Below are 15,215 nucleotides of genomic sequence, written 5' to 3' on the forward strand. Positions count from 1 at the left end.
AAAAAGGGGGTAACCATCTTGGCGGGCAGCTCTATTAATATTAATATTTTTCTATTGAAGATTAATTCCTTTGAAAATGCATCGGCTGTAAATATCGGACAAAATTTACTGGCTGAATGGCATAATTCCGATAAGAAAAATCAGGGGTATGGGCAAAACTTTGGGGATGAAAGCACCTTTATGGGAACAAGGAGCTTTGTCGATGATAAAGACCAAATTGATTCTCCCTCCTCTTTTCAGTCACTGCCGACAAAATTATGAAGGGGTGTTTAAAAGATGTTTTCAGGTCCTGTTATTGTGAATATGGTTGGAATAAAGGCCAATGCCATTGACCGCGGAGCGTTTATCAGTTTGGGTCCCACTCAGCAGCTGGATACCTTCTTTTCGATGAAACTCAATTATGGCCATGGAGAGGAAACAGGCGATGCCGTTTTTTATAATATGCCATTGAGTATTGTCAACGACCAGGATGTCAGCGACAGCAATGCTGTAAAGAACAGTTTGCTATAAAAAAAGCATCCATTTTCAATATGAAGATGGATGCTTTTTTATTTATTTTTCAGCTGCTAATGCATCGGCTTTTGTTTCATGAACGGTTCCGTATGGATGTTCAGGCGGGGCGTATATCGCGTAAACTTTCATCGGTGTGTTTCCTGTATTGGTGATGTTGTGCCAAGTCCCTGCTGGAATCATGATGGCATAGTCAGCAAACGCCTTCTGCTTGAAAGTCAGGTTGTCTTTCGCATCTCCCATTTCAACAAGCCCCTGCCCGCTTTCGAGCCGGATGAATTGATCTGTCGTCGGGTGGATTTCCAATCCGATGTCGTCTCCAACATCAATGCTCATTAGGGTCACTTGTAAGTGCTCACCCGTCCACAGGGCGGTTCTGAATGTTTCATTCTCCTTTGTAACTTTCTCGATGTCCACGACATAGGGATTTCCGCCATAGTCCTGGATTCTTTCCGGTAACACTGATCTAAGGGAGTTTATTCTCAAAGCATTATCCCTTTGAGAGGCAAAGGCCTGGAAAATAGCATTCTGAATAACTGGATGATGAATGACAGAGAAACTGTTCCGGTACCCTTCAGAGTTTTCAAACTCAGCGTGAAAAGCTCTTTCCAGTCCCTCTTGATAGCTGCCGAATGGAATCTCTTCAAATTCATACTCCGGCTCGATTCCAGTCAGATTAACATACAGTGCTGCAAATTGGTTCAGCTGAAATTCTTTGTTTCTTAGCGCATCAAAAAGGATGGATTGATGTGTCTGGTTTGGAGCCTGAAGAATCAAGTTCCGATAGAGCTCGGTGACTTCTGCATTTTTTTTAATGGCATATAAAAGTTCATCGCCAGTTTCTTGATCTAAAGTTTGATTGGCTTCTTCTAGTTCATATGGAGAAAATTCGTACAAGTCAGTTCATTCCCTTCCATTGTTTTACAGAATATCCTATGCCTTTATTTTGGGAATGTACTTATCGATTCCACTTTTAATGCAAGAAAAAGCAGCCATCCGTTTGCACAGATGAACTGCTGGTATCTAGAATTATCTTTTCTTCTTTTTTGAAAGGTCCACGGCTGCTTTCTTTACGATTGGTTCCAAGCTTACTTGTACTTGTACTTTGTTGTCCTCAGAAGTAAGTACACTTACAACCTTGGCTTTCCTGCCTTTGATCTTAAATTCTTCCCCTTCAGCCGGCATCCTTTGCCTCAGCTGATGCAGCAGCAGATTTCGATTTTCATAGAAATAAACAATATACATTCTGTTCACCTGCTTCATGTAGGATAGGATATCATTCCTCTCCATCACTATATGAAGCTTATATGGAATAGATAACGAAATAAAGCTGTCTGAACAAAAAAAGCCTCCCCTTGTTCGGGAGACAACCATTAATCTTTATCATCTTTATTAAGTATGCTTCCTGTCCATCCTTTCTTCTTAAGCCACATATAGATACCTACGGATGAACTAATGATGAGCAGCAGTGCAAATAAGTATCCATATTTCTCATCCAATTCAGGCATATATTTAAAATTCATTCCCCATAGCGCGCCCAGAGCCGTTATGGGAGTCGTCAATACTGTAAAGACAGTCAAAGTTTTCATAATTTCATTACCGCGGTATTGCACTAGTTTGTCATCAATATCAAGCAGCTGAGAATTTTCTTTTTCCATGCGTCTCAATATCATTGAAATTCTTTCCATCTTTGCCTTTGTTTTTTGATAATAAAGGTTAGTCGTTATAGAATCCCCTTCCAGTTCCTTTAATGCCAGGAAAATTTCGCTGAAAGGTTCCATTAAGTTTTTCATAGAGACAAGTTTCTGTTTGAAGTTTACCAATTGATTAAAGTGTTCTTTCGTACTGGCTTTGATCACCCTGTCATGGAGCATTTTGAGATGCTTCACTGTAGGATAGATCTCGCGCAGATATTTGCTGAGTGAAAAGCCGATTAAAAGAAGGAAACCCTCGATTGCGTCTTCGCATTGTTCAGCCCGTGCATTCAAATCTATATTGAAAATGGGTGTTATTTCATCCATTGTTTCCAGTGTGATAATTTTATTCTTCGAGAGAATGTAGTGAATATTCTTCAGTTTCTCTCCACTGCTCGAGATGGGCAGAGTCCCAACCATGTTTGATTGTCCTTCTATATCTTTTTCTACAATTGAGAAATAATTACTGTGTGAACCAAGTTCTGAAAACCAATATTGGGGATCTATATCTCCAGGGAGATGAGAGTAGAAGTCAGTATTTCTGTTACCTGCAGAGACCCAGCTCTAGCCTTTGAATTTTATTTCCAAAGCGGGCATCCTCCTTTCGTTCTTCTGCATCTTTTTCCCTTTTTATGTAATTGCTCAAACATTTTTAGTTATAGTGTAAATGTTCCTGCTTAATAGAGAGTTTCTTAACTATCTCATTCTCATTTTCTTAAGGAATGTCCTTTATCTTATAGACAATCACACATTTTTTGAAAACCGATATGATAAAAGGAATCTTGTTCATAAAGGAGATATGCCCAGTGTTTTATCATATAAAAGAATTGCAATATCAAGCGAAGCCGGATAGACCGGATCCTTTGTTCGCAAAACAGCTGCAGGAAGTGCTTGGCGGCCAGTTTGGTGAAATATCAGTTGCCATGCAATACCTCTTCCAGGGATGGAATGTACGGGGAAACGGAAAATATAAGGACTTATTGATGGATACGGGTGCCGAAGAACTTGCCCATATTGAGATGCTGGCCACCATGGTCGCGAGATTGCTAGAAGGAGCACCGGTCGGCGACTTGGAAGTGGCTGCAAAGGATCCTGTCATTGGTGCCATTCTCGGGGGGATGAATCCGCAGCATGCGATTGTATCAGGCCTCGGCGCGATGCCTGCGGATAGTGTAGGAAACAGATGGACAGCAGATTACATTATTGCAAGCGGAAACCTTCTTGCTGATTTCAGGGCCAATTTGAATGCAGAATCGCAGGGCCGCCTGCAAGTAGTGCGTTTGTATGAATCAACTACTGACCGCGGTGTAAAGGATATGCTTTCCTGGTTGATTGCCCGCGATACCATGCACCAGAACCAGTGGATTGCAGCCATAAAGGAGCTGGAGGCAAAAGAAAACGTAGTCGTACCAAGCACCTTCCCGAAAGAATTGGAAAAACAAGAAGTATCCTATACACTCTTCAATCTTTCCAGAGGAAACAAGAGCGCAGCAGGAAGATGGGCAAACGGGCCGAGCATGGATGGACTGGGTACCTTCAATTATGTTGAAAACCCTGTTCCGTTTGGGCCGAAGCCGGCTCTTAAACCTGCCCCTCCTTATATTCATGATACACTGCCTTCAGTTCTTAAGAGCGATGCAGCACCGCCGCCAAGCATGTGTTAAATACTATTGCCAAACGAGCAGGATCCGGGGAGTTTGCCGGGTCTTTTTATTTTGGTGCCCATTTGAGAAATTCCCTTGTATAACTTCTCGAGTCATTTTGTAATTCCCCTTATTTTGTACGCATCTGCCCTTCCGATTTCATGCACTCAACATATACTATTCTAGCTCCTTATGAAGGAGGTGGATTACATGAGTGCAGGAGGATACGGAGCAGGCTTTGCTCTAATTGTCGTATTGTTCATCCTTTTAGTCATCGTCGGTTCAGCATATGTTGGCGGCGGTTACGGAGGTGGCGGCTATGGCGGCGGTGGCTACGGCTACGGCGGCGGTTTTGGCTGGTAATAATGTAAAACAATGACTGAAGCAGGGGCAGGCTAACTTAAAGCCTGCCCCTTTAAAGGTGCGCAAACTAAAAAGAACCCCTTTTTGGAGTTCATTTTGCAAGGATATCCTTTTTTGTTTTGTAAAGTTTCACCAGGGCATAGGCTATGTACAAAACTGCGAATGGCATGAAAGCCTCGACTGTGTAGTCTTTTATGGTGTTAAACACATAACTGCCGGTGAGGATGACTGTAACATAGAGAAACGTCCACGCCAATTTAGAAACCAGTATGGATTGAACGTCGATCCCTTTCTTGAACCTTTCTCCAACTACCGCTGAGAAGATAAAACCGAAGATCATCAAAATGAACAAAATGGGCATGAGGAAAACCGGTAATCCGAGCTGCTGTCCAAAGGTGAAGTACATAAGTGAAAAGAAAAAGACCAGCAGATGCAAGTTGTATTTCAAAATAGGTGTCATGTTCTCCCCCCTTTATTATTGGACGAGCTGCACGGAATAATTGTTTCCTTTTTTAGAAAGCCAGCTTGAAATCGGAGTCCCTGGGATTCTTTTTTTGTGCTGTATATGACCTGGATTCCGACACACTGGTCGTCTTCTCACCTAGTACTGTCGCAATTCCATTCGAATCACGACACTTTGGTTTTCTTTTGGATTACTATAGTCGCAATTCACTTCCAATCGTGACTCGCTCGTCACTTTTAGGCGTACTGCTGTCGCAATTCTACTTGAATCACGACAGCCTCACCGTCTTTTTGCCTATTCATGTCGCTTTGCCAGCGGGTCCCTGGTGAAGAGTCATGACTATATTCAACTTTGACTTCCGCCAGTATTGCATTTATATGTTTACCCGAAAAATAAGTCTAAGATATTTGAAGCACCTGAAGCGTTTTTGTTATAGAACTCGGAATAACCGCAGTTTTTACAATACACAACAATGAACTGATTATGCTGGACATCAAACATTTTGGACAACCCTGTCCCGGTCATTGCAACTTCTTTCTTCGCCGCATCGGTACTTCCGCATTTTATACATCCTGAGTTTGGCATGAATGTTCCTCCTTTTATCCTGTCAGTAAATAGTTACGGATAACTGAAGAAAAAGTTTCTCAAAAACTGAAACAATTTTTAGAAAACCTCAGTTACATAGGCAAATAACTAATTAAGCTTCAAAGAGATGCATAAAGGAGGAAGAGAATTTGAAGAAAAATAATTACATAACCATAGTACGGCTCTTTGCGGCAGGAGTAATCTCATCATCTATTATTCTGGGCGGATGCCGTTTAGAAACGGAGACTGAAAATGAGGTTCAGGAAGTAACTAATGAACAGAGTGAAGAAACCACAACGGGAGCTGTCACCCTTGAAATGTACAACCAGCTTGAGAAAGGAATGAGGTATGAAGAGGTAAGAGAGATTATAGGTTTTGATCCTCTGGAGCCGGTAGAGGAAGCGGACGAAAGTAGTAGCAGTCGCTTTACATGGCCTGGGGAAAGTGAACAAGCCTTTTTAACTGTTGCTTTTAAGAAGAACAAACTCTCAACCAAAACCCAAATGGGATTAAGATAATCAATGGGGTTTCTTGCCTGCAAATAGACTCTCTTTTTAATTGGGTAATTGAAAAAAATTATAAAAAACCCACATAAAAAGAAAAAACCTGTCGAAGTCTATAGTGAAAGGACAGGTGAAACTTCATGAATAATCATTTAACTAAGTTAACCTACGATGAAATTGATCAATTACTTGAACCAACAGATAAAAATATTTTTAAAGATATAAATTGGAAGTTCATTTCCGAAGAGGAAATGGAATCCCTTTTAAGAACCCCTTAATCTTATGGATTAACGGGTTCTTTTTGGTTTTCACAAATGGTTTAATAGTCTTCAATTAGGCTCCACATGTACATGAACATTATAAATATCATGCGTTTCTATTAAATGATTCTCTACTTTCGTTGAGATGTCATGGGCATCACGGATGTCCAGAGTCGAGCTGACCAGAATTACAACATCGACCACTGTGTTATTTCCATACGCTCTGGCCCGTATATCCTTTACTCCTTTTACCCCGTAAACGTCCATCACGGATTCCTTATAACTCTTTAATTTCTGTTCATCATAGCCGTCCGTCAGATAGTGAGTGGATTCGAGAAAAATATCCCAGGCCGTTTTGCATATCAGGAACCCCACTACTGCAGCTGCCAGTGGATCCAGCCACGCCAGATTGAACTGGGCACCAATGATGCCAACTGCTGTACCGATGCTGACCCAGGCATCTGATAGATTGTCTTTGGCAGCTGCCATCACTGCGTGGCTGTCGATTTTTTCGGCAATCTTTTTGTTATATCTGTATACAAAGTACATAACCACAGAACCGAGAATGGCTGTCCAAGCGGAGATGACATCTGGTGCTTGTTGTTTGCCTTCTATCACAGAAGTAACGGCACCAAATAGAACCTGGATCCCGACCGCCATCATGATAAAGGAAGCAATCAGGGAAGCTACCGTTTCTGCCTTCCAATGTCCGTATGGATGATCTTTGTCTGCTGGTTTTTGCGACCATTTCAAACCGACCAAAACTGCTATGGATGCTATAATGTCCGTCGTATTATTCAACCCGTCCGCCCTTAACGCTTCTGAGTTGGCTGTATATCCAATAATCAGTTTAATAGCTGATAGTGTGAGGTAGGCAATTATGCTGACAATGGCCGCTCTTTCCCCTATTTTAAGATCTGCATATTTCTGTTCTTCCATTTACCATTTCCTCCACTCTGATAACTTCTTTAATACTAACAAGCCATCACTGAGTGGGTCTATAGCAACGTTCTTTCCTGTCCCTTACTTAATCAGGAAAAGGAAAAATTGTTGGTTTAACGCAAAACGGAAGATGATAGAGGCTCCGGCATGTGCTGTAATTCCTTTGTATCACACGTCTTCTTTCAATGGTAAAGAGATTTGAATGATTTCCTCAATGACTTGGTGAATATCTCCTGGTTTTTGTATAGAAAATAAATGGTCTGCCTCCTCCTCACCGGGACTCTCTGCTTCCTCACTATTCTGTTTCATTAGAACTTCGGAAAAAGATGAGGCGCTCCTGAAAATCTTTGTGCTTCGATTGCTATCAGATACTCTCTGTTGAAGGATGTCGTCTGAAATTTCAAAGTTTACTAAAACCGATTTGAATCCTTGATCTTTAAGATACTCCAGTATTTTACTGCGGCCTTCCCGGTGACGATTGGAATTGCATAAAATGATATGTAAATCGGTTTGAGCAGCAGCATAATCGAGAATCGTCTTAGACACAGTATATTTAAGTGTATTCGGACCTTTATCCGGAAGCAGTTTCGGATAAAATTCATTAAGAAATTCCGCGTGGTTATCTTGATCAATTAACAAAGAATCATTGAGCCTTTCTTCTAACAACTTAGCGAAAGTGGATTTTCCGCTGTGTGTTTTCCCTATTGTCATAATGACCATTCGTTGCATCAAAGCACTCCCTTCCATAAGCCTTTATCACTTTAACGCGCTAAGAGGGACAGTCCCTTTTAGTGCGTTAAAGTGCTTTCTTGGCGGCATGAGTCTCCCTCTCGTTTATAAGTTGAAAAGATTTGTGGTAACAATGATGGCAGATGATGCCCAAATTATAAAAAGGAAAGCAGCCTTTCGAGGCGATCCTGTATCCTGAACAGCATCAATCAAAGCAAGGATAAAATAATATCCGGTTATAAAAAATAAAATGACAGCAATTAGAAATACCATTTAAATCCCTTTCCGTTTGAGACATATTCTCTCTATATGGCATCAATATATATTAGAACCATGGTGTGTGAATCAATTATTTCAAATTTCTGGACAATCATCAATTGCCGTTTCATGTTTTTACAGAAAAGACGCCCTTCAATTTGGAGGGCGTCTTCTGAATTTACCAATTTTATTTTTGTCTTTCCTGGGCTTTCAAGGCTACTTTTTCAAGACCGTTTTGGGCAAATTCTACATCGTTTCTAGGCATGGCTTTGTTATGTTGGAGGTCTTTATTCTTTTTCTTGGACACCTGTTTCACCTTCCTTTTAATATAATAGAAGCAGCAGAATCAGCTTCATTACCTTTATTTTGCTTCCTGACGCTTGAGATATGCCTGTATTCAAATTTGTAAATCTAAAAAAGACTGAATTCATTTAGAAAACAGTCTTTTGTATGCTTATGGTATCAATACTGTGTCAATAACATGGATAACTCCATTGGACGCCTGAATGTCGGGTTTAACCACATTGGCATCATTCACCTGGACAGGATCAAGGGAAATGTCAACAGACTTCTTAGCCAACGTCTCTGCTTTCATTCCTTCTTTCAGATCACTGGACAACACTTTGCCCGGCAAAACATGATAAAGAAGAATTTCCTTTAAATCTTCCCTTGCAAGTAACTCTTCTGCTGTAATGCCCAATTTCTTCAGCAGCTTTTCAAAAGCTGCATCTGTAGGTGCAAAAACCGTATAGGGGCCTTCGCCTTTGAGTGTCTCCACCAAACCAGCTTTCTGCAAAGCTGCTGCTAGTGTTTTAAACTCACCAGCTTCAATAGCCGTATCCACAATATCCTTTTTAGTGCCTGGATTCTCTGCGGCTAACGCTCCGCTGTTAAAAGAGATGAATAACAGCATGAATGCCAGTAATACTAAAGCCAATTTCTTATTCTTCATAACTTTCAACCTCCTTTTAGTGTAAACGCCAATCTATCAGGCGATTACCCAAAAGGTAGTATTTGTATAATTTTGGCCGTTATACCATCTAATTTTCTGAATGATAGCCCAGCCGGTTGGGCCACTTTAAAAAAAGCTAATAAATGACGAGCAACCATTTATTGCAGGGTGTGTATACTTAATCACCAGGTTATAAACCTTGTCCTCATATTTAATCCTGTGTTTCTCCAGTTGAACTCCAAACAGGACGCAAAATCTTTTATTTTTTACGAACTAAGAAAGTTTTTTTAATGTCGCCTATGGTTGCGGTCCCGGCCAGCGCCATGGATACTTCGAATTCCTTTAATATCTGCTGAACGGCTTTTCTGGCACCCTCTTCTCCATCCAATGCAAGCCCGTACATGAACGGACGGCCGATCAAAACGGCTGAAGCCCCTAATGCCAGTGCTTTGAAGATGTCGCCTCCCCGACGGATCCCGCTGTCTATCAAAACCGGGATTTCTCCATCTACAACATTGCAGATTTCTTCCAAGACATCCAGAGTTGCGACTCCGTGGTCCAGCTGCCTTCCTCCATGATTGGAGACAACCAACCCATCCACCTTGTACTGCAATGCAAGTTTGGCATCTTCGGGATGAACGACACCCTTTAATAGGATCGGGAGGTCTGTATATTGCCTGATTCGATCAATCGCCTCCCACGTTAGAGAGGGATTTTCGAATAGTTCGAGCTGCTTTTTGAGCGCGGATTCCTTATCTTCTGAAATAGGTTTTCCCAACAAATTTTGAAACACCGGATCTGAAAAGTAGTTGCCGCTCCCTATTCCCTCTCCAATCGGTGAATAGTTATTGATTTGGTCACTTTCCCGGAAGCCCATGATCGGCGTATCGACTGTCAGGACAATAGCAGAATATCCTGCTGATTCCGCGCGTTTGATCATGCTTTCGGCAACCAGCTCATTTCCTGCATAATACAGTTGAAACCAGCGGGGGGTCTCCCCCATTTGTGCTGCAACCTCCTCCATTGAATAGGAGGAAACGGTGCTAGTGATAAAAGGTAGATCCATGGAAGCGGCTGCCCTGGAAGAAGCCAGCTCCCCTTCAGGATGGGCTATGGCCTGGACACCTATAGGTGCGAATAGGACAGGTGAAGGAAGAGTGTGTCCTAATAGCTTCAACGATGTGTCCACTTTTGAAACATCCCTCAGCACCCGATGGGAGATTTGGTATTGAGAAAACGCTTCTCGGTTTGCCCTTAACGTCGATTCTTCCCCAGAACCTCTTGCTATGTAATCAAATGCTTTCTTTTCGATGACCCCTCCAGCTTCACTTTCCCATTCATTAATGGAAAGGCGGCGGTTCTTACTCTCCTTTTCAACCATTTTCAACCCAATCCCTCCAGTGCTTATAAGTACCATCATTATGGCACAGGTTCGAATTGAATTCAAACTAATCTGAAAATTTATCAGGCGGAACTTTTCCGATTAAGAAAAGCTGCCTAGCGGACTGTTTTTGCAGCCATCCTCTTCAAAACCGAATAAATGGGAACAAAAATCCCGACGAAAATCCCGAGGGAAGCCAGAAGGAGCCACAAATCGAAGGCATCTTCAAACAATTTGTAGTCTAAGCCGATAAAGCTGGTTATTCGATCATACAGAACGCTTGCCAGGAAAATCGAGGCAAATGCAACTATGAAATCTTTCAAGGCTTTGGGCCTCCTTCTTTATTATTCTAAGTGCCGTTCTTTACCCATCTTTTTGATTTAATAGGTGTCAGCGTACCGATCAGTGCGACCAAACTGCTTGCGAGAAGTATACCCGTGATTCCTTTGAAAGCGACTGCGGAAAGCAGGCCGAAAACAATCAGGTCGAACGCGGAATCCAACACCGAGATCAATGATAAAGTGGTAGCGCGTATGTCAGACGGTATCAGGTCGTTTTTCAATTGAGAATAAATCGGTCCCCTCATCGCCTGACCGAGTCTTAAAACAAAAAATGCTCCAAGAACGATCCATAAAGATTCTCGCAGGACTGCGGACAAAAACAGAGCAAGTGCGGCTAATCCTCCCGTCAGGTTCATCAGCAGCACCCTGCTGTATCGACTGGTGAACCAGCCGACGGACTGGGAAATGAAGAACCCGCCTACCGCGGCAAGCGCATAAAGTATACCAATCATTACAACCGGAATACCTGCTTCTTTAAAAATTGGCTGATTGAAAGCTTCATAGACGGAATCTGCCGGGATGAAAACAAGTGTGAAGTTAACAAACAAGAGCAGCAGAGTTGGAGCTTTCCGAATGGCCTTGATGCCTGATGCCACTTGAGTAAAAGGATTATCGCGGTAGTCCCCGTAATGACTTGGACTTCTCAAAAAGAATATCAAGAGAAGTTCCACGACGTGAAAAGCCAAGCCCAATATTATCAGGAAGACGAATTGTTCATCTTTCAGGTCACTCGCAAAATAGGCCCCAAACAGGACAGCTAAGATCATTGAAACAAATCCTGCTGATTGGATCTTCCCCATTGCCCTGTCCATCTGGTGATGTTCGTTGTCCTCTTTCAGAGATTCATAGACCAATGCTTCATCTGCACCAGAGAAGAAGGTCACTGAAAACCCATTTAATGCGCTGAACAGGAAAAACATCCACGGATCATAGGCAAAAATAAGCAAAATAAGACTTCCGATTTTAATGATGACTCCAATAAAGAAAGAAACTTTTGGTCCAAAGCGGTCGGCAACGACTCCTCCCGGAACCTCCCCCAACAGAACAGCACCGCTCCAGAATAACTGCAGCCAGAGAATATGCAGAGGTTCCAGACCTCTTCCTAAATAAAAGAGCGTCAAGACAGGGGCGATAAAATTGATAGTGCCAAAGAAGCTGATCAAGAACATTATGTTGATATTGTGTTTTGAAATACTTGTTGTTTTCATATTCATTCGTTCCTGCTTTTTCTTATGTATTTGAATATATTACAGTTGAATTACATTATACCATTATATAACATTTATCCCATCTTAAGAGGTTTCAATTATTAGACTTGGATTTTACAAGAACAAATTCCTGCCAAATTATGATAGGATGATAAAAATGATGACCAGAAAGGAAACCGAAGACATGATAATACGTGAAACGAAAGATTCTTTCATTATGATCAGGCAGGACGACCATGCCCGCTTATCCGGTTACATTGCAAAGAACTTCTCCAAGGAAATACTTGCCTCCAGCCATTTTTTTGAAGATGTAATCACTGCGGCCTGCCAGCATGACCGGGGGTGGATCGGCCTGGATGAGACCCCCGTCTTAAATGATCGATCCAAGGTACCATACTCTTTTTCAGATTATCCCCTGCTTCCCAAACTGGCCTTTTACAGGATCGGCCTGGATGAAATCGAGGAAATGAATCAATATGCCGGCCTTCTTTGCAGCATGCACTTCTGCTCCTTCTTTTCTCAGTCCAAGGATGAGAATTGCATAGAGTTTTTACATTATGAAACTAAAAGACAAATGAAAATCAAAAAGAAACTGTCTGATATAGAGGAACCATTGCTTCAACAGCACTTTCGGTTACTGCAGTTTTCTGATGATCTTTCCCTCTATCTCTGTTTGAATGAACCGGGGGCAGATAAAAAAAACGAGCATCCCTGGTTTCAAAGAGGATTTAAGAATACAGAAATCTTTCATCCGCAGAACAAGCAACTGAATGCTCGTTGGAAAAATGCCAGCGAAGTAATCGTAGCTCCTTTTCTTTTTACCAAGGAATTTCATGTCGTACTGCCATTCAAAAGTGTATCTAAAAAGGCGATTGTGGGGTTAGGAGTTGCTGAAGCATATGAAAAGAGTGCGATGAGACAGCAGAAGTTTTCTTTTTTAAAAGCATGAATCTTTGGGGGCGGTTGGGGTAACCTCCCCCTAGTTGAAAAATTCCAGCCAAAAGGGATAATCAAATTGTCCTTTCGAAATCTGAATGAACTGCCCATAGATTCCCAAGTGGGTAATGCCATGTTCTTTATACAAGACAGGTGTGTAAGTCGAGAACAGGAAAAATTCATTTCTTTCAATGGAAATATTCTGTGCCTCCTCCGGAAAAGGCTCTCCAATCGATTTCTCACTAAACCGCATATAGTCTTCTTTGGACGGATTTGTCACTATGGCCAACCCCATTAGAACAATAGCAATCACCAGAATAGTCCTTCTCCACTTCATCATCTCCCCCCTGACTCGTTATTTCCCTGCGATGATAGTGAATTCCCAGGGGATATTTTCCCCTTTCCAACCAGGATGCTCATCGAATTTTTCTAATCGAAAACCCGACTGAATGACAGCGTTTATGATCTCGCTCATCGTGTGTGATTTGACAGAAACATCAGGGAATTCCTCTTGCTCCTTCACCCCGAAAAACTGTTTATATGCCACATCACCATTTAGTAATGGCTGGTCAAAATAAACAGGAGCTACTCGATAATCAGATTGACCAGGCAACTGCACCAAACAGCGTTTCAATGGATGGAAATCACTGAGTACCATATTGCCATTTGGTTTGAGAATTGCCAAAAGAAGAGTCATCAATCTGTTCAAATCGGTAAAGTAGTGAAGGATGCCGCCTTCCAGATAAAGGAGGTCAAAATGATTGGTGAATTGACTCAAATCTAGTTCCAAGATATCTGTGACAACGAAGTTGATTGAAGTTCCAGCATTTTCTGCTAATTCAAGGGCATATCTTTTATTTTCCTCTGATATATCAAAAACAGTAACTTTGGCTCCTAACAAAGCTAATGGGACGGCTTTTCTTCCATTTGAACCGCATAGGTTGGCAATCTTCTTTCCTTCAATATTCTTAAAAAATTTATGGTGTTTTTTTAATTGAGATTCTGGATCTCTTCTGATTTTCTGGGCCAGCTCAGTTGGTGTACCATAGTTCCTGGTCCAGAATTCATAAGCTCTGTATTCCCACGCAATCTTGTTTTTGGCGCTTTGATTATTCATTTACATGGATTCCCCTTCGGCCTGGTGATTTAATCTTTTTTAATCATGTTATTTATTAATATACCGACGATTATGAACATAATGAACCCCACTGCTACTCTCTTAAATGATATGGTTCCTGAAAAGGTGTCATAGCTGGTCTGCTTCATTTCGATTACAGTCCACCAGTCTTCAGCAGCAGAAAAATAAACTGCAAAGAAAAGCCAGCCCAGAAAGCCGAACGTACATAGCAGGAAAACTCCCAGTTTTCTATTCAAGTAACCTCTCTCCCCGGCTATTTCTTTACTAAACTTCGATATTCTAATAAAACCTGCAGCCATTGAGCTGGACGCTTTTTGAATTCCTCGATATCTTGAAAAGGAAGTGTATAGAGATGCCAACCGACAGCACGGTGAAGACAGCCCAGCTGGTCGGAAAGCCGAAGCAGCTTTTTTAACTCATCCATTGACGCAAATGCAGTCCACGGTTCAAGATAAAACGGACGGAACTCATTCGTCATATCCAGCCATTCTTCATCATGATCGATCAATTCATACATTGAATTCCAAAATATCCGGGTACTGAAAAATGGATGTGTAATGGAGGCATCTCCCCAATCAATGAAGGCCAATTTTCCTTCAGTGTCATAGATGTTTGCCGTATGTAAGTCTCCATGATCCAGGGACAGTGGTATGGTGCCTTCCATCTCTTCACACAGCTGCAATAGTTCCGGCTTTAAGGCAAGGACGATTTTCGTTTCTTCATCTTCCAATCCCGTCTTGCACATTTCCTCCAAATGGTTATCAATCTGATTCTTTAAAACGGATATTCCCCGATCAGGTACCCCAAGTGCGAGCAGCTTTTGAATATTTGTTACTTCCTGGACCTGGAGCTCTGCATATTCTTGCAATGCACGCTGCCATACTCTTTTATCCCGCTTTTTCCTCAGCAATTCCCCTTTGATTTCTCTCATGAGCATCCAAGGTTTTGTTGGATGAACGGCAATGATATCAGCAGTTTTTCCACTATATGTTTTGGACAAATGCTCGCTCAGCCTGCTTTCAAATGCCCAGGCGGGTCCTATGGATTTGAAGTAAAAGGACTCTTTTTCAGTTCTTACTTTTAAAACAAATTCAGGGTCAGCTGATTTGATGATTTCAATCTTATGATGATCATAACTCATAATTTCAGAGATCCATTCTTCGGCCATTTTTATTTTTTTATTCTCCCCAGCCATCACACAACCACTCCATTCTCATGAGAAAAGTATTCGAGAATGTAAAAGGAAATTCCTTTAAAACCCTTTTAATCGGGACGGGATTTTACCATAGATTGAAAAACAGTTGCCAGG

General features: G+C 41.7%; 21 protein-coding genes and 1 pseudogene. 7 read left to right on the top strand and 15 right to left on the bottom strand.

Annotation, left to right across the window (positions count from 1 at the left end):
• Positions 1-18: 18 nt before the first annotated feature.
• Entirely contained in the window at positions 19-261 is a 243-nt protein-coding gene (locus ACOJQI_RS10595) for a hypothetical protein (protein WP_421385185.1), read from the top strand.
• 15 nt (positions 262-276) lie between these two features.
• On the top strand, positions 277-510 hold the full coding sequence (locus ACOJQI_RS10600) for a hypothetical protein (RefSeq protein ID WP_421385186.1): 234 nt from the start codon (positions 277-279) through the stop codon (positions 508-510).
• 42 nt (positions 511-552) lie between these two features.
• Here ACOJQI_RS10600 and ACOJQI_RS10605 read toward each other — a convergent pair whose 3' ends face one another.
• The 3 genes from ACOJQI_RS10605 to ACOJQI_RS10615 form a co-directional block, all read right to left on the bottom strand.
• Positions 553-1,407, bottom strand: a complete 855-nt coding sequence (locus ACOJQI_RS10605; protein ID WP_421385187.1) for a cupin domain-containing protein — start codon at positions 1,405-1,407, stop codon at positions 553-555.
• Between the two features lie 132 nt (positions 1,408-1,539).
• The gene (locus ACOJQI_RS10610) at positions 1,540-1,755 is read right to left on the bottom strand and encodes a hypothetical protein (RefSeq protein ID WP_421385188.1); all 216 of its coding nucleotides are present in this window, start codon (positions 1,753-1,755) and stop codon (positions 1,540-1,542) included.
• 128 nt (positions 1,756-1,883) lie between these two features.
• Positions 1,884-2,711, bottom strand: a complete 828-nt coding sequence (locus ACOJQI_RS10615; RefSeq protein WP_421385453.1) for a CorA family divalent cation transporter — start codon at positions 2,709-2,711, stop codon at positions 1,884-1,886.
• 299 nt (positions 2,712-3,010) lie between these two features.
• Between ACOJQI_RS10615 and ACOJQI_RS10620 the strand changes: the two genes are divergently transcribed.
• Together ACOJQI_RS10620 and ACOJQI_RS10625 are read left to right on the top strand one after the other, a co-directional pair.
• Positions 3,011-3,868, top strand: coding sequence for a manganese catalase family protein (locus tag ACOJQI_RS10620; RefSeq protein ID WP_421385189.1), 858 nt, complete (start codon positions 3,011-3,013; stop codon positions 3,866-3,868).
• Positions 3,869-4,069: 201 nt separating this feature from the next.
• Positions 4,070-4,150: pseudogene (locus ACOJQI_RS10625) on the top strand (YjcZ family sporulation protein); the annotation flags it as partial.
• A gap of 151 nt (positions 4,151-4,301) precedes the next feature.
• Here ACOJQI_RS10625 and ACOJQI_RS10630 read toward each other — a convergent pair.
• Complete coding sequence (locus ACOJQI_RS10630) at positions 4,302-4,670, bottom strand: hypothetical protein (protein WP_421385190.1); 369 nt, start codon at positions 4,668-4,670, stop codon at positions 4,302-4,304.
• A gap of 384 nt (positions 4,671-5,054) precedes the next feature.
• On the bottom strand, positions 5,055-5,258 hold the full coding sequence (locus ACOJQI_RS10635) for a zinc ribbon domain-containing protein (RefSeq protein WP_421385191.1): 204 nt from the start codon (positions 5,256-5,258) through the stop codon (positions 5,055-5,057).
• Positions 5,259-5,407: 149 nt separating this feature from the next.
• On the opposite strand from ACOJQI_RS10635, the gene ACOJQI_RS10640 reads away from it, so the two are divergent.
• Entirely contained in the window at positions 5,408-5,776 is a 369-nt protein-coding gene (locus ACOJQI_RS10640) for a hypothetical protein (RefSeq protein WP_421385192.1), read from the top strand.
• A 125-nt stretch (positions 5,777-5,901) separates the two neighbouring features.
• Positions 5,902-6,039, top strand: coding sequence for a hypothetical protein (locus ACOJQI_RS10645; protein WP_421385193.1), 138 nt, complete (start codon positions 5,902-5,904; stop codon positions 6,037-6,039).
• Positions 6,040-6,090: 51 nt separating this feature from the next.
• Here the strand turns inward: ACOJQI_RS10645 and ACOJQI_RS10650 are convergent, their stop codons facing one another.
• The 6 genes from ACOJQI_RS10650 to ACOJQI_RS10675 form a co-directional block, all read right to left on the bottom strand.
• The gene (locus ACOJQI_RS10650) at positions 6,091-6,960 is read right to left on the bottom strand and encodes a cation diffusion facilitator family transporter (RefSeq protein WP_421385194.1); all 870 of its coding nucleotides are present in this window, start codon (positions 6,958-6,960) and stop codon (positions 6,091-6,093) included.
• Between the two features lie 171 nt (positions 6,961-7,131).
• Positions 7,132-7,692 (bottom strand): AAA family ATPase, encoded by a 561-nt coding sequence (locus ACOJQI_RS10655; protein WP_421385454.1) that lies wholly within the window; start codon positions 7,690-7,692, stop codon positions 7,132-7,134.
• 712 nt (positions 7,693-8,404) lie between these two features.
• A complete protein-coding gene (locus tag ACOJQI_RS10660; protein ID WP_421385195.1) occupies positions 8,405-8,902 on the bottom strand; it encodes a fasciclin domain-containing protein in 498 nt (165 codons plus the stop codon).
• A gap of 259 nt (positions 8,903-9,161) precedes the next feature.
• Positions 9,162-10,283 (bottom strand): alpha-hydroxy-acid oxidizing protein, encoded by a 1,122-nt coding sequence (locus ACOJQI_RS10665; protein ID WP_421385455.1) that lies wholly within the window; start codon positions 10,281-10,283, stop codon positions 9,162-9,164.
• 116 nt (positions 10,284-10,399) lie between these two features.
• Positions 10,400-10,606, bottom strand: coding sequence for a hypothetical protein (locus ACOJQI_RS10670; RefSeq protein ID WP_421385196.1), 207 nt, complete (start codon positions 10,604-10,606; stop codon positions 10,400-10,402).
• Positions 10,607-10,632: 26 nt separating this feature from the next.
• Entirely contained in the window at positions 10,633-11,838 is a 1,206-nt protein-coding gene (locus ACOJQI_RS10675; protein WP_421385197.1) for an MFS transporter, read from the bottom strand.
• 151 nt (positions 11,839-11,989) lie between these two features.
• On the opposite strand from ACOJQI_RS10675, the gene ACOJQI_RS10680 reads away from it, so the two are divergent.
• Entirely contained in the window at positions 11,990-12,781 is a 792-nt protein-coding gene (locus ACOJQI_RS10680) for a DUF3891 family protein (protein ID WP_421385198.1), read from the top strand.
• A 30-nt stretch (positions 12,782-12,811) separates the two neighbouring features.
• Here ACOJQI_RS10680 and ACOJQI_RS10685 read toward each other — a convergent pair whose 3' ends face one another.
• The 4 genes from ACOJQI_RS10685 to ACOJQI_RS10700 are packed head-to-tail and all read right to left on the bottom strand — an operon-like array spanning position 12,812 to position 15,101.
• On the bottom strand, positions 12,812-13,108 hold the full coding sequence (locus ACOJQI_RS10685) for a hypothetical protein (protein ID WP_421385199.1): 297 nt from the start codon (positions 13,106-13,108) through the stop codon (positions 12,812-12,814).
• Positions 13,109-13,123: 15 nt separating this feature from the next.
• On the bottom strand, positions 13,124-13,885 hold the full coding sequence (locus tag ACOJQI_RS10690; RefSeq protein ID WP_421385200.1) for a class I SAM-dependent methyltransferase: 762 nt from the start codon (positions 13,883-13,885) through the stop codon (positions 13,124-13,126).
• Positions 13,886-13,914: 29 nt separating this feature from the next.
• Positions 13,915-14,142 carry a hypothetical protein gene (locus tag ACOJQI_RS10695; protein WP_421385201.1) on the bottom strand — a complete coding sequence of 76 codons (228 nt, stop codon included), beginning with the start codon at positions 14,140-14,142 and terminating at the stop codon, positions 13,915-13,917.
• Between the two features lie 17 nt (positions 14,143-14,159).
• On the bottom strand, positions 14,160-15,101 hold the full coding sequence (locus tag ACOJQI_RS10700; protein ID WP_421385202.1) for an aminoglycoside phosphotransferase family protein: 942 nt from the start codon (positions 15,099-15,101) through the stop codon (positions 14,160-14,162).
• Positions 15,102-15,215: the final 114 nt, after the last annotated feature.

It is taken from the genome of Bacillus salacetis, from assembly GCF_049177075.1.
Lineage (GTDB): Bacteria > Bacillota > Bacilli > Bacillales > Bacillaceae_B > Rossellomorea > Rossellomorea salacetis_A.